Below are 13,049 nucleotides of genomic sequence, written 5' to 3' on the forward strand. Positions count from 1 at the left end.
CCCCAGTGTGATGCAGTTGGCCATCAAGGAAAAGGGCGCCCTGCACGCGGCCTACATTCCCTTTTTTGTCGAGGGCGGTATCTTCGTGCCGACGCCGCGCGAGTACCGGTTGGGTGATGATGTCTATGTGCTGCTGACGCTGCCCGACGATACGCAGCGCTATCCCGTGGCTGGTCGGGTGGCCTGGGTCACGCCAGCGCGCGCTGGTGGGAACCGCACCCAGGGTGTGGGCATCCAGTTCCCCAAGGATGAAAAATCGCGCCAGCTCAAGCACAAGATCGAGGAAATCCTCGGCACCGCCCTGGGCTCCGAGCGTCCCACGCAAACCATTTGATTGCACGCGGTGCGGCCCGAGGGCCACGCCGTTGATTGAACCGGCGCACCAAGCGTCGTGCCCATGTTTACCGATTCCCACTGCCATCTGAGTTTTCCTGAACTGGCGGCACAGCTGCCCGCCATCCGCGAGGCGATGGCACAGGCCCAAGTTGAGCGGGCGCTGTGCATCTGCACCACGCTGGAAGAATTTTCCGACGTGCATGCCCTGGCGCTGGCGCACGACAACTTCTGGTGTTCCGTCGGGGTGCACCCGGACAACGAAGGCGTGCAGGAGCCCAGCGTTCAAGACTTGCTGACGCGCGCCGCGCTGCCCCGCGTTGTGGCCATCGGCGAAACGGGGTTGGACTACTACGGCATGGAGGACCGCAAAGGTGGGCGCAGCATTGCCGATCTCGAGTGGCAGCGCGAACGCTTTCGTACCCACATACGCGCAGCGCGCGCCTGCGGCCTTCCGCTCGTCATCCACACCCGCAGCGCCTCAGATGACACGCTTGCCATTCTGCGTGAAGAGAGCCAGGGCGAAGCCGCCCACCGTGCAGGTGGTGTCTTCCACTGCTTCACCGAATCGCAGGCCGTGGCGCGCGCGGCACTCGATATGGGTTTCTATATTTCGTTCTCGGGCATCATCACTTTTAAAAATGCCCAGGATCTGCGCGACGTGGCCGCCTTTGTGCCGCTGGACCGGCTGCTGATCGAAACCGACAGCCCCTACCTGGCGCCAGTGCCGTTTCGCGGCAAGACCAACTCCCCTGCGTACGTGCCCTATGTGGCGCAGCAGATCGCACAGGTGCGGGGGATCGCCGTGGAAGCGGTGGCCGAGGCCACCAGCCACAACTTTGATCAGCTGTTTGCGCGGGTGGCGGCATGCTAGGGCGGCGCGGTGTGATCAGTCTGTGCGCGCTGCTCGTGATGCCGGCAGCACGAGCAGGCTCGTTCGAGGACTTTTTTGCCGCCATCCAGCGCGACGATGCGAGCACCGTACAAGATTTGCTGCGCCGGGGCTTCGACCCCAACAGCCTCGATACCCGCGGCACCCCTGGTCTGTCCGTTGCCCTGCAGGCCGATGCGCTGCGCGTGGCCGCTGTCCTGATTCGCGCCCCCGAGACGAACGTCAATCTGCGCAATGCCCATCAGGAAACCCCTTTGATGTTTGCAGCGCTGCGCGGCCAACTGGAGATGGCACGCGCGCTGATTGCCCGTGACGCCGATATCAACCACCCGGGTTGGACCCCACTGCACTATGCAGCGTCAGGATCGAGCAAGTACCAAACGGACATTATTTCCCTGCTGCTGGAGCATTCCGCCTATATCGACGCGGCATCGCCCAACGGCAGCACGCCGCTGATGATGGCCGCACAGTACGGCACCAGCGAATCGGTGGCACTGCTGCTGAGCGAGGGGGCCGACCCGTCGCTGCGCAACCAGTTGCGGCTCTCTGCGGTGGATTTCGCGCTGCGCGCCGAGCGCAAGGATGTGGCGCAAAGCATTGCCGATGCGATTCGCAGGCGCCAGCCGCAGCGCGGACACTGGTAGCGCTTGCTTTGTTTACGCGCCCGGGGTAGGCCGCGACTGGAGGCGGGCGTACAAGCCTTCCATTGCCATCAACTCCTGGTGCGTGCCTTGCTCGACGACATGGCCGCGGTCCATGACGACCACGCGGTCGGCGTGTTCGATGGTTGAGAGCCGGTGGGCAATCACGATGGTGGTTCGCCCCTGCATCAACCGGGCCAGCGCGTCCTGCACCAGCCTCTCAGACTCGGTATCCAGCGCCGACGTGGCTTCGTCCAGAATGAGAATGGGCGCATCCTTGTAGAGCGCCCGAGCGATCGCCAGGCGCTGGCGCTGGCCGCCGGAGAGTTGCGTCGCGTTGTGGCCCACGGGTGTGTCCATGCCCTGCGGCAAGCCCGCTACATGCTCGGCCAGGTTGGCTGCGGCAAGGCAGCTCTGTACGCGCGCCCTGTCCGGGGCGGCGCCCAGTGCGACGTTGGCCGCCAGCGTATCGTTGAACATCACCACGTCCTGGCTGACAAAGGCAAACTGCGCGCGCAAGCTGGCCAGATCCCAAGTCTCCAGCGCGTGGCCATCGAGCAGCACCTGGCCAGCATCGCAAGCGACAAAGCGCGGCAGCAGGTTGGCCAGCGTGGTTTTTCCAGCGCCCGAGGGGCCCACCAACGCGACGATTTCACCCGGACGCACGGTAAAGCTCACGCGGTCGAGCGCGGGAGGGCGGTCGACTGCAAACGTCACACTCACGTTGTCGAATGCGATGGCGCCCTGGGCCCGTTCGCTGGTGTGGCTGCCGCCTGTTTCAGCGGGTGTTTCGCCAAGCAAGAACAAGCCACGCTCCAATGCGGCGACCCCGCGTGTGATCGGATTGGCCACATCGGCCAAGCGGCGAATGGGGGCAATCAACATCAGCATGGCGGTGATAAAGGCCACAAACCCGCCCACGGTCACCTCTTTCGCCACCGCTGCTTGCCCCTGGCTTTGCCAAAGTGCTGTGCAGATCACCGCCGAGAGCGCTGCGGCAGCCAGTAACTGGGTGAGGGGTGTCATCGCGGCAGAAGCGATGGTGGCCTTGATGGCCAAGCCGCGCAGGTTGCGGCTGAGCACGCCAAAACGCTCTGACTGGCCTGCTTGCGCCGCATGCAGCCGCACCATGCGGTGCGCCAGCACGTTTTCTTCGACCACGTAGGCGAGGGCATCGGTCGCTTGCTGGCTGGTCTTGGTGATGCGGTATAGCCGGCGCGAGAGGGTCTTCATGATCCAGGCCACGCCCGGCACTACCACGCCGACGATCAGAGTGAGCTGCCAGTTGAGGTACAGCAGGTACATCAGCAGCGCGATCAGCGTGAAGCCGTCGCGCGAAAGCCCGAGCAGTGCCTGCACCAGCAGGGTGGCCCCGGTTTGCACTTCGTACACCACCGTATTGGAGAGCATGCTTGCCGACTGGCGCGAAAACAGCCCCATGTCGGCTGCCAGCAAGCGCGCAAACAAGGTCTGGCGAAGGATCAGCATGCCTTCGTTCGCAATGCGTGCCAGCGCGTATTGCCCGACAAACTGGGCCATTCCTCGCACCAAGAACACCCCCATGATCGCAAGCGGCACCACCCACAGCTGGAGGTTGCCCTGTGTAAACCCTCGATCAAGCAAGGGCTTGAGCAGCGCAGGAATCAATGGCTCTGTGACGGCGCCCACCACGGTCGCCACCACCGCCACGCTCCAGGCAAGGCGTTGGCCTTGAAAATAGCCGGAAAGCCGCGACAGGCGCGCCAGTAGCGATGTAGGGGCCACTTCAGGCGGGCGATTTTTCGGCGCCGCAGGGGCGTGGTCGGTAGAGAGCATGGGCTGGCAATTCTACTTTTTGCGGCCTTGCCAACGATTTGTGACAGGGAAGCGTGCTCGCAGTGTGTAACATTCATACCTGACAACCGTCTCCTGAACGGCTGCTGCCTTTTGCGAATGACACTCCAAAGCTCTCATCCCCCCTCCTTTTTCGCGCCGTCCCGGCGTCTCCTGCTTGCCGGCCTCGGCGCAGTGGCCACGCTGCCTGCACTGGCCCAGTTTCGTGTCGAAGTCTCGGGCGTTGGCCTGACGCAACTGCCTATTGCCATTGCACCGTTTCGCGGCGAAGCCCAGGCACCCCAAAAGGCCGCTGCCATCGTCCAGGCCGACCTGGAGCGCAGTGGCCAGTTTCGTGCGGTCGACGCCACCGGGGCCCTGCTGGACGAGACCAGCAGGCCGGACGTCGCACTGTGGCGACAAAAGGCTGCCGATTCCCTGGTCAGCGGCAGCATGACGCGTCTGGCCGATGGGCGCTACGACGTGCGCTTTCGCCTGTGGGACGTGGTGCGCGGGCAAGATTTGGGCGGCCAGAGTTATGTGGTGGTGCAGGCCGACCTGCGACTGGTCGCCCACCGCATTGCCGACTTCGTCTATGAAAAGCTCACCGGCGAAAAGGGCATTTTCTCGACGCGCCTGGCCTATGTAACCAAGACTGGCTCGCGCTACACCTTGTGGGTGGCCGATGCCGATGGTGAAAATGCGCAGGCTGCGCTCGCCAGCCCCGAGCCTATTATTTCGCCGGCCTGGTCGCCCAGTGGTGGGCAAATTGCCTATGTGTCCTTCGAATCGCGCAAGCCCGTGGTGTACGTGCACGACGTCGCGAGCGGCCGCCGCCGGCTGATTGCCAACTTCCGCGGTTCGAACAGCGCGCCGGCCTGGGCTCCCGACGGCCGCAGCCTGGCGGTGACGCTCAGCCGCGATGGAAATTCACAGCTCTACACCATCGACGCCAACGGTGGCGAACCGCGCCGCCTCATGCAGAGCTCCGGTATCGACACCGAGCCGGTGTATTCGGCCGATGGGAAAAGCATTTATTTCGTCAGCGACCGCGGTGGCGCACCGCAAATCTACCGTGTGCCCGTATCGGGCGGTGCGCCAGAGCGCATCACTTTCGACGGCAGCTACAACATCTCGCCCGCACTCAGCCCGGACGGGCACTGGCTGGCCTACATCTCCCGTATGAGCGGAGCCTTCAAGCTTCACGTGATGGATTTGACCAATGGCACCGTGCGCTCGATCACCGACTCCAATGCCGACGAGAGCCCCAGCTTTGCACCCAACAGCCGCTTAATCGTGTACGCCACCCAGCAACAGGGCCGTGAATCGCTCATGACCACCACGCTCGACGGCAAGATCAAAGCGCGTCTGGCAGGGCAGAGTGGCGACATTCGTGAGCCAGACTGGGGTCCGTTCCAGAAACAATGAACTTTATTCAATTCACCTCTATCGATATTTCAGGAGCATTCACATGATCAAACGCGTTTCCTTTCTTGCAGCAGCCCTTGTGGTGCTGGCAGGATGCAGTTCGGGTGTAGACCTCGACAACGTTCCGGTAACCGACAAATCGGGTGCCGCGCTTGCCACGGGCAATGGTGCCAATTCCGGCAATGCAGGCCAGAGCGGGGTTCAAGGGGTCGATCTCAACGCCTCCGCGCGGGATGCCGCCGGCCCGGTGGGCGTTGCACGCGTCATTTACTTTGACTACGACAGCTACGTCATCAAGCCCGAGTTCCAGTCGCTCATCGAAGGCCATGCACGCTTTTTGAAAGCCAACACCGCACGCAAGCTGGTGATTGAAGGCAATACCGACCAGCGTGGTGGCAGCGAATACAACCTGGCACTTGGCCAGAAGCGTTCCGAGGCCGTGCGCCGTGCGCTGGCTCTTTTGGGCGTACCCGATAGCCAGATGGAGGCGGTGAGCTTTGGCAAGGAAAAGCCCGCGGTCGATGCCATGAACGAAGAGGCCTACGCGAAGAACCGCCGCGCTGAACTCGTCTACCGCTAAGCAATGATCCCCAAGCGAAACCTAGGCCCTGCTGTCGCGCTTGCCTGCGTGCTGGTGGGGAGCCTTGCTGCCCCGGCCCACGCTGCACTGTTTGATGATGACGAGGCGCGGCGCGCGATCATCGAATTGCGCCAACGCATCGACACGCTGCAACAATCGAACCAGCGAGCTGGCGACGATTTGCGTCGATCGGGCGAAGATTCGGCGCAATTGCGCCGCAGCCTGCTCGACTTGCAGACCCAGATCGAGGGCCTGCAGGTGCAAATAGCCAAACTGCGCGGGCAGAACGAGCAACTGGTGCGCGACGTGTCCGAGTTGCAACAGCACCAGAAAGAAATTTCGCAGGGAGTGGACGAGCGCCTGCGCAAGTTCGAGCCCAGCAAAGTTACGCTTGATGGGCAGGAGTTTGTCGCAGACCCTGCGGAGACCCAGGACTTCGAGGCCGCCATGGCGGTTTTTCGAGCCAGCAAGTTTGCCGATGCGCAGAATTCCTTCGGCGCCTTTATCAGCAAGTACCCGCGCAGCGGCTATGGGCCTTCAGCACGTTTCTGGCTCGGCAACGCACAGTACGCAACCCGCAACTACAAAGACGCGGTCACCAACTTCAAGACTTTGTTGGCCAATGCGCCCAACCATGCACGCGCACCAGAAGCAGCACTGTCCATCGCCAACTGCCAGATGGAGCTGAAGGAAACCAAGGGCGCGCGCAAGACCCTTGAAGATCTGATCCGGGTCTATCCAAGCTCGGAAGCCGCAGCGACTGCCAAAGAGCGGTTGGCGCGCATGAAGTGACCACCAACAGGCTCGCAAGTAGGGAGCCGGACCTGAAGCGGCGATTTGGCGGGCTTGATCGCTTGTATGGGGTTGCTGGTGCGCGCCGAATATCCGGCGCCCATGTCGTAGTGGTCGGCATTGGCGGTGTCGGCTCGTGGACGGCAGAAGCACTTGCTCGCAGTGGGGTGTCCCGAATCACGTTGATCGACCTGGACCATATTGCCGAGTCCAACGTGAATCGGCAAATCCATGCTCTGAACGCCACGTTTGGTCAAGCCAAGGTGCAGGCGATGCGCGAACGGATTGCCGGCATCCACCCAGGTTGCGACGTGCACTGTGTTGAGGAATTCGTGGAACCCGCCAACTGGCCAGCCTTGTTGGGCGATGTCTCCGTTGACGGGGTCATCGACGCCTGCGACCAAGTGCGCGCCAAGACTGCCATGGCCGCCTGGGCGCGCGACTGCGGAACGCTCTTCATCGCCTCTGGAGCTGCCGGAGGCAAGCGCTTGGCCCACAAAGTGGAAGTGGCAGACCTCGCGCAGGTGACACACGACCCTTTGCTGGCACAGCTTCGTTACCGCTTGCGCAAGCACCACGCGGCACCGCGCGGGGCGGATCAGAGAATTGGCACCCATTGCGTATTCAGCCGTGAAACAGTTTTGCAACCCGATACCTCATGCAATGCGCAAAGTGACGGCTCGCTCAACTGCCACGGTTACGGCTCTACTGTGGCAGTGACAGCGACTTTTGGCATGTGCGCCGCAGGTTGGATGCTGGATGCGCTGGCAAAGCGCGAGAAAAATGTATAATTCAAGGCTTTGCTGCGCAGTGCATTGATACCGTGCAGCAAGAGATGGGACGTTAGCTCAGTTGGTAGAGCAGCGGACTTTTAATCCGTTTGTCGTGGGTTCGACCCCCGCACGTCCCACCAAGTACAGTATGGAAACCCTGCTATCTAATCGGTAGCGGGGTTTTTTGTTTTTGGCCTCATGTAGCCACCATGTAGCCAGCAGTACCGGTTTTTGTACCGTGCAGCCCCAGCACCAGACAAAAGAAAACCCGCACGCGGCGGGCTCTTAGGACTCGCAAGGCAACACCGCTTCATGCACGCGCCAGAAAGTTGCCACAATGCGATGCAAAGGGAGCAGTGATGAAAACACTACGTGCGCTTTATTTGTTGATTGGCCTTGCACTCGCGGGTTGCTCATATCAGCTACAGCTACAGCAGCGGGGCGGCCCTACAGTTGGTTCTGGCACGGCTCAAGACAATGACAGCAGCGTGCGAATCACTATTGGCTCGCGAGTGTTTGTTGGTCAGTACGCCTACGCGTCGGATGCCTCGTTCGGCTCATTCGTAGGGATTGGCAAAGGCGCAACTTCTGGCTTTGTCTCCACTAGTTCAGGTGGCGGGGGCAACATCATTGCGCGCAGTGGCGATGGCGTGGGTTTGCGATGCCGCTTCCAGTATTCCGAAATGAGCAATCAGGGCTTTGGTGAGTGCCAGGACGACACTGGCGCCACCTATGACCTGCAAATAAGAATGGGCGGCTCGCGATAGCAACCCTCAGTGCGGCAAGTTTTACTCTGCCTCGCGCACGCGCGCGGAACGCTCCGCATCGGCCCGCGCCTCGTAGCTGTCCCAATCCATCAACAAAGCACAAGTAACCCCGTTGCCCGTCGCCTCGTGGGATGCGCGGTCTATCAGTTCCTGTTCAGACTCTCCCGGCTGACGTATCCAGTGCTGGCGGCCCATCCGGTCATGCAGTTCCTGAATTTCTTCCTTGGGGCCATCGCCGGGCATCAGCGTGCGGATGATGACGATAGTAGGCGGCTCGTCTTTGACTGCGCTCTTTTCCAGTTCTGCAATTCTCTTTTCAAGACTTGGCATGTTGTTGCTCCAAAAAGGTAATGCGTGCGGCCAGTTCGTCAACTTCAGCCACGCGCGCCAGCGTGCCGATAGCACCCAGCAGCGCGGCCCCTTGCCCCGGCGCAAGCTCACCAGAAGCCACAGAAGCCAGCACGGCACGGCCTTGGTCGGTCAGAGTGCCATCGGGCAGGGTTAGCGCCTGCGGCTGTTCTGCGGCCTTTAGCGGGGCTATGGCACGCTCCAACAATAGGCGGGCGGCGGCGGTATCGCCTTCCAGTGCTTGCGCCATCAGCTTTGACAGCAATTCAGGCACGCGGTCTGCAATGGCGGCGCGCAACTTTGCCACTTCACCAGTGCCAGCCGGGCGACCCTTGGGGTTTCCAGACTGTCCCGGCTTCCACGCAGCGGCGGGCGCTTTTCTTGTCGCCATCGGTGTTCCTTTTCTGCTCAATCAAAGCAATGAAGCCTGGGCAACGGGTGCGCTGGTGCACTCTGCGGCGGCGGGCGTGGTGTCGGACTCCAGTTCTTCAAACTCTGCGCACCATTCGCCTGCCAGGTCTTGAAGCGCCTGTAGCTGGGTCACTTCATAGCTCAGGTCGGCATGGGCGTGGTCGCTGTGCTTTGCCATCCAATCAGCCAGGGCGTCGATACGGTCGCGCAAGCCCGCCATGCGGCGCTGCAATGTGGCAATGGTCTTTGCCGCTTGGGCGTCGCTGGCGATGATCCCGAAGTGCTCGCACACAGCGCGCAACTGCCACGGATGCACCAGCACGGTCTGCGGGTCTTCGATGCCGTCTTGCTGGGTCAACATGATGGCGGTGCCGTGTTCGTCGTTCACGACTTCGGCGCTCAGGTGGTGGTGCGTCAATTTGTTGGTCATGGTGCTGTCTTTCAGTGTGTAGTGACGCGCTGGCTTTCCAGCAGGCCGGTGAAAAGGTGCGTGGGCTTCGCTGTCAGTCGCTTGTAGCTGCCTTGGTCCATCCCCTGCCAGCAAACTGCAATAGATGGCATCTCTAGATGGTTTCCGTGAGACGGCGTAGGCAGGGCAGCGAAAACACGCCTGATAGCACCGTGAGACGGCGTAGGCAGCGTTGTCTCTACACCGTCAGACGGTGCAATAGGGGGGCACTCTACGCCGTGAGACGGTCTAAGGCTTGCGTTTTCGAGCGGCAAGTTTTGGCGGTACGCGCCGCGCTGGAATGATTCGGCTGCGCCCGCGTCGTAACCCGCCAGTCTGTCGAGTAGTTGCCATGTGACGGCGTACCAGCTCGCACGATTCGGTCGGTGCCCTTTGACGGTTTCATGAATGAAGCCTGCCGCCAATAGCTCGCGCTTGCCTCGCGTAATCACGTCGGCACTGCGCCAGCCCCGTTTGAACAGATAGGCCGCAGAGAGCAGCAATCTCCCGTTGTTGTCTCGCACAAACTGCCGTGCCAACTCGAAAAGCAAAGCACGCGCAGGATGGCTTAAACCGGCGTAGGCGGGGCAATCGAGCACTGACCAGGGCAAGGCCACAAACCCGCCTGCATCGCGGCCTGAATTGCCTTTGTTGGCTCTGTTACGCCCGTTCGCCATTGCTACCCCTCCGGCGGGACACGCCTGCGCTGTCGGCAAGTTGCTGCATGGTCGGGTCCATTGGTGCACTCACGCTGCACCTCCATTTCCTCGCTTTGCCAGCCACTGCAAAACAGCGCGACGGCCTTGCGGTGTTAGCCAATAAATGCCGGGACGGGCTTTGCAGCCATCGCGGTCAATTACCTCGATACGCGTACAGGGCAAGTGCGCTTTTCCAAGCCCGTATTCGCGCAAGCGCAGGATCAAGTCGGGGCCATTCGAGCACCCCACTTCACGGTCAAAGGCTTCGCGCGACACAGAAGGGCGACGCAGTAAAAATGCCAATGCGCGCAGTTCGCGTGGGTTGTCCGTGCCGTGGAATTTGGCAGGCTGGGCAGTAGAATCGTGTGCGTGTGTCTCAGGGAAAAAGCCCGCTTGCGTTTTGATCGGTGCGGCGGGTTTTCTCATTTGCGGGCCCCCCTGCGAAACCAGCGGGACGGGGCCGCGCACCACAGTGCCAGCGCCAGGCGATTGATGGCGGCCATCATTGCGCCACCCCCAGCACGCGGCGCAGCTCAGACACGGGCCATGCAAGGCGGCCATTTATGCGGATGGGACGGATTGGGCCATCCTCTCGGCAAGCCCAAATGCGAAGCGTTTGCTGTGCGCGGCTCAGGTGCCCGGCGGCCTCGCTAGTTGGTAGTGCAGCGCGGGTTTCTTGCGCCAGCGGGGTAAGCAGTTGGTGTGCCATCGTTGGTTCCCTTTCGGGTTTGTTGCGATGGCTGTATTGGCTTGCTGCAACCCGGATTGCAGTCAACATGCAACCCCTTGCAATTTGCAAAAATCCTTATTTCATGCGGGTTGCGGGCCGATTGCTGCAACCCCTGCAACCCCTCAATTTTTGATGCCTGCCTTCTTTAGCACATTGTCAATGGTCGGGTTCGACACGTGGAAATGCTTTGCCAGCTTGTTGACGGACACGCCCCGGCCTCGGTCGTAAAGCCTTACCACTTCGGCTTTGTCGGTTTCGGTCAGCTTGGGCGGCGTGCCTTTGCTGGCGCTGGGTGCCACCGACGCTGGCCGGGCGGCCTGGGGCTGTGCTTGCGCCACTGTGGAGAAAACGAGGCACGGCCTGCGCGATTCGCCCCATTCATTCAGCCAATCCAAATGCACCAGTCCCGATTCCAAAACCGCCCCCATGCGCCATTCCAGCGGACGTTTTGACGCGCTGTTCTCGGCAACATGCAGATAGCCCGGCTCGCCTTCCGCCACGTGCGCAGCGCGCATTAGGTCTTTCTTGACCTTTTCCACGCCGTAAATCGCATGCCTCATCCACTGCAATTCCTGCGCTTCTTCGTCAGCGTCTGGGCATTCTGGATACAGGGCATCCGCAATCAATCTGGGTAGGCCGCCAAAGCGGTAATAGCCCCCTTCAGCCACTGGCAGAACAACATGGATCTCTTCAATCGTGCGTGTAGCCATAGCACCCCCTCAGTGCAGCCCTGAAAAGGAGCCCCAGCAGGCGGGCAGGGAAACCCGCTTTTCAGTTCGCGGGCCTAGCTGGGGCAAAACGTCTTAGGCGGCTGTCACCACGCGCAGCGCACCGGGTGCGGCCTGGGCATCAAACGTCACCCCGGCCTGTTCCAGAATCCACGCCTCTATCTTTTCATGGTGCTGGCGCAGCAGGTCGAGGGGGCGCACGGTGTAATGCTTTTCAGCGGTCGCGCTGGGCTTGTGCCCCATGATTTGCGCCACCACCCCGGCGGGAATCTCTAGCCACTCTGTCAGGGACTTGAACGAACGGCGCAGCCCGTGCGGGGTCAGGTTGTCCAGCCCGGCAATCCGACAGGCGCGGGTGTGGGCATTGTTCGGCTCGGTCAGGCGGCCATCGGCACTAGTGGGGCTTGAAAACACCCATTCATTGCGGCGGGGCAGGGCGGCCAGCAATTGCAGCACATAGGGCGTTGCCGGAATCTCTCGGGTGCCCTCTACCTTGTCGCGGATGCTGATTCCCTTCCACTTGGTGTTTACATCCTCCCAGCGCAGCCCCAGCACTTCACCCGGTCGGGCACCTGTCAGCAGCATGATTTGCAGGGCGGCGGCAATCACCGGGTTCTGTGCCTGTTGCACGGCGGCAAACCATGCGGGCAGTTGTCCACGCTGTAGAACGTCCTTTTTCACCCCGGCTTTGCCCAAGGCTTCGCGGCTCTTTTGGGTCTTTGCCGGGTTCTTTGCAGGCAGCAGGCCAGCATAGGCGGGTTGTTCCTCGCACCAGCGCAGAAACACTTTCAGCAGTCGCCATGCCAGCCGGGCGGATGTTGCGCGGGTCTTTGCTTCCTTCGCGGCCCATGCTTCTATGGTGGGCGCGTCAAGGTCACGCAAGGGCAGGGGCATCAATGCGGCCAGCGGCCCCGGCTTGGTCAGGTGTTTTTCATAACCCCGGCGGGTTGACGCCACGCCACCGGGTGCGGCTTTGTCGATATGGTCTTGATAGTGGCGCTCGCCCCATTGCGGGCGGCGCTCGGTCAGATATTCAGCCCACACCTCGCCCACGGTCACAGCTTGCACGGCGGCGGCGGCCTTGCTGGCGGCTTGGGCGGCCTGTTGCTGGCGCTGTACTTCGCGGGGGTCTTGCTTGTCGGTCTTGACTGTCTTTGCAAGGGTGCGGGCAGCGTCGCGGGCATCCTCAATGCTCAGGGTGCGAACGTCCCCAAGGGTGCGGCGGATGGTTTGCCGGTTCAGCTTCGCCTCGAAAACGTAGGACTTGGCACCAGCGGCAGTAACCCGCACACGCAGGCCGGGTGCCTTGGTGTCGCGCATGAATGCTTGTTGCTTGCCAGTCGGGCAGGTAAGGCGCTCGATTGCCCCGGCGGTTAGTTCCTGGGCTTCGCTCAGGTCTGGCGCGTCGCTTTTCTTTGGTCTTGCCATTGATTGCCCCGTTTCCGTGTAGCCACTGTGTAGCCACTTTGCAGGCCATGTAGCCACCATGTAGCCACTTTTGCCATATTTAGAACCCCATCAATCAACACTTTGCGGGCTTGATTCCGTTGTAAGTTGTTGATGTGTAATGATTCTATCAGCGGAAATCAACACGGGCAAATACTATTTGGGTCGGACTTTTAATCCGTTTGTCGTGGGTTCGACCCCCGCACGTCCCACCAAGGTCAA

At 61.4% G+C, this 13,049-nt stretch carries 15 protein-coding genes and 1 tRNA gene; 9 read left to right on the top strand and 7 right to left on the bottom strand.

Annotated elements, in window-relative coordinates; all coding sequences use genetic code 11:
- From AC07ZH_RS13755 to AC07ZH_RS13765, 3 genes are all read left to right on the top strand, one after another.
- The coding region (locus AC07ZH_RS13755; protein ID WP_495200211.1) for a PilZ domain-containing protein at positions 1–334 on the top strand (334 nt) is incomplete at its 5' end.
- A gap of 63 nt (positions 335–397) precedes the next feature.
- Positions 398–1,207, top strand: coding sequence for a TatD family hydrolase (locus AC07ZH_RS13760; RefSeq protein WP_495200212.1), 810 nt, complete (start codon positions 398–400; stop codon positions 1,205–1,207).
- The gene (locus AC07ZH_RS13765; RefSeq protein WP_119107602.1) at positions 1,201–1,869 is read left to right on the top strand and encodes an ankyrin repeat domain-containing protein; all 669 of its coding nucleotides are present in this window, start codon (positions 1,201–1,203) and stop codon (positions 1,867–1,869) included. The genes AC07ZH_RS13760 and AC07ZH_RS13765 overlap by 7 nt, the downstream gene beginning before the upstream one ends.
- A 12-nt stretch (positions 1,870–1,881) precedes the next feature.
- Here the strand turns inward: AC07ZH_RS13765 and msbA are convergent, their stop codons facing one another.
- Complete coding sequence (gene msbA / locus AC07ZH_RS13770; protein ID WP_495200213.1) at positions 1,882–3,681, bottom strand: lipid A export permease/ATP-binding protein MsbA; 1,800 nt, start codon at positions 3,679–3,681, stop codon at positions 1,882–1,884.
- 117 nt (positions 3,682–3,798) lie between these two features.
- On the opposite strand from msbA, the gene tolB reads away from it, so the two are divergent.
- From tolB to AC07ZH_RS13800, 6 genes are all read left to right on the top strand, one after another.
- A complete protein-coding gene (tolB, locus tag AC07ZH_RS13775; protein WP_495200214.1) occupies positions 3,799–5,106 on the top strand; it encodes a Tol-Pal system beta propeller repeat protein TolB in 1,308 nt (435 codons plus the stop codon).
- Positions 5,107–5,149: 43 nt separating this feature from the next.
- On the top strand, positions 5,150–5,686 hold the full coding sequence (gene pal, locus AC07ZH_RS13780; RefSeq protein WP_119107605.1) for a peptidoglycan-associated lipoprotein Pal: 537 nt from the start codon (positions 5,150–5,152) through the stop codon (positions 5,684–5,686).
- Positions 5,687–5,689: 3 nt separating this feature from the next.
- Positions 5,690–6,478 carry a tol-pal system protein YbgF gene (gene ybgF, locus AC07ZH_RS13785; RefSeq protein ID WP_119107606.1) on the top strand — a complete coding sequence of 263 codons (789 nt, stop codon included), beginning with the start codon at positions 5,690–5,692 and terminating at the stop codon, positions 6,476–6,478.
- Positions 6,475–7,269, top strand: coding sequence for a tRNA threonylcarbamoyladenosine dehydratase (locus tag AC07ZH_RS13790; RefSeq protein WP_495200215.1), 795 nt, complete (start codon positions 6,475–6,477; stop codon positions 7,267–7,269). Before ybgF ends, AC07ZH_RS13790 begins: the two co-directional genes overlap by 4 nt.
- A gap of 46 nt (positions 7,270–7,315) precedes the next feature.
- A tRNA-Lys gene (locus AC07ZH_RS13795) sits at positions 7,316–7,391 on the top strand.
- Between the two features lie 219 nt (positions 7,392–7,610).
- Positions 7,611–8,018 carry a hypothetical protein gene (locus tag AC07ZH_RS13800; RefSeq protein WP_495200216.1) on the top strand — a complete coding sequence of 136 codons (408 nt, stop codon included), beginning with the start codon at positions 7,611–7,613 and terminating at the stop codon, positions 8,016–8,018.
- Between the two features lie 21 nt (positions 8,019–8,039).
- Here AC07ZH_RS13800 and AC07ZH_RS13805 read toward each other — a convergent pair whose 3' ends face one another.
- From AC07ZH_RS13805 to AC07ZH_RS13830, 6 genes are all read right to left on the bottom strand, one after another.
- Entirely contained in the window at positions 8,040–8,348 is a 309-nt protein-coding gene (locus AC07ZH_RS13805) for a hypothetical protein (RefSeq protein WP_495200217.1), read from the bottom strand.
- A complete protein-coding gene (locus AC07ZH_RS13810; protein ID WP_495200218.1) occupies positions 8,335–8,757 on the bottom strand; it encodes a DUF5681 domain-containing protein in 423 nt (140 codons plus the stop codon). The genes AC07ZH_RS13805 and AC07ZH_RS13810 overlap by 14 nt, the downstream gene beginning before the upstream one ends.
- A gap of 21 nt (positions 8,758–8,778) precedes the next feature.
- Positions 8,779–9,207, bottom strand: a complete 429-nt coding sequence (locus AC07ZH_RS13815; protein WP_495200219.1) for a hypothetical protein — start codon at positions 9,205–9,207, stop codon at positions 8,779–8,781.
- Positions 9,208–9,971: 764 nt separating this feature from the next.
- Positions 9,972–10,349, bottom strand: a complete 378-nt coding sequence (locus AC07ZH_RS13820) for a hypothetical protein (protein ID WP_495200220.1) — start codon at positions 10,347–10,349, stop codon at positions 9,972–9,974.
- A gap of 426 nt (positions 10,350–10,775) precedes the next feature.
- The gene (locus tag AC07ZH_RS13825) at positions 10,776–11,363 is read right to left on the bottom strand and encodes a hypothetical protein (RefSeq protein ID WP_495200221.1); all 588 of its coding nucleotides are present in this window, start codon (positions 11,361–11,363) and stop codon (positions 10,776–10,778) included.
- A gap of 93 nt (positions 11,364–11,456) precedes the next feature.
- Complete coding sequence (locus AC07ZH_RS13830; RefSeq protein ID WP_495200222.1) at positions 11,457–12,809, bottom strand: tyrosine-type recombinase/integrase; 1,353 nt, start codon at positions 12,807–12,809, stop codon at positions 11,457–11,459.
- Between the last annotated feature and the right edge of the window lie 240 nt (positions 12,810–13,049).

This window comes from Simplicispira sp. GW247-4R2A (genome assembly GCF_059424465.1).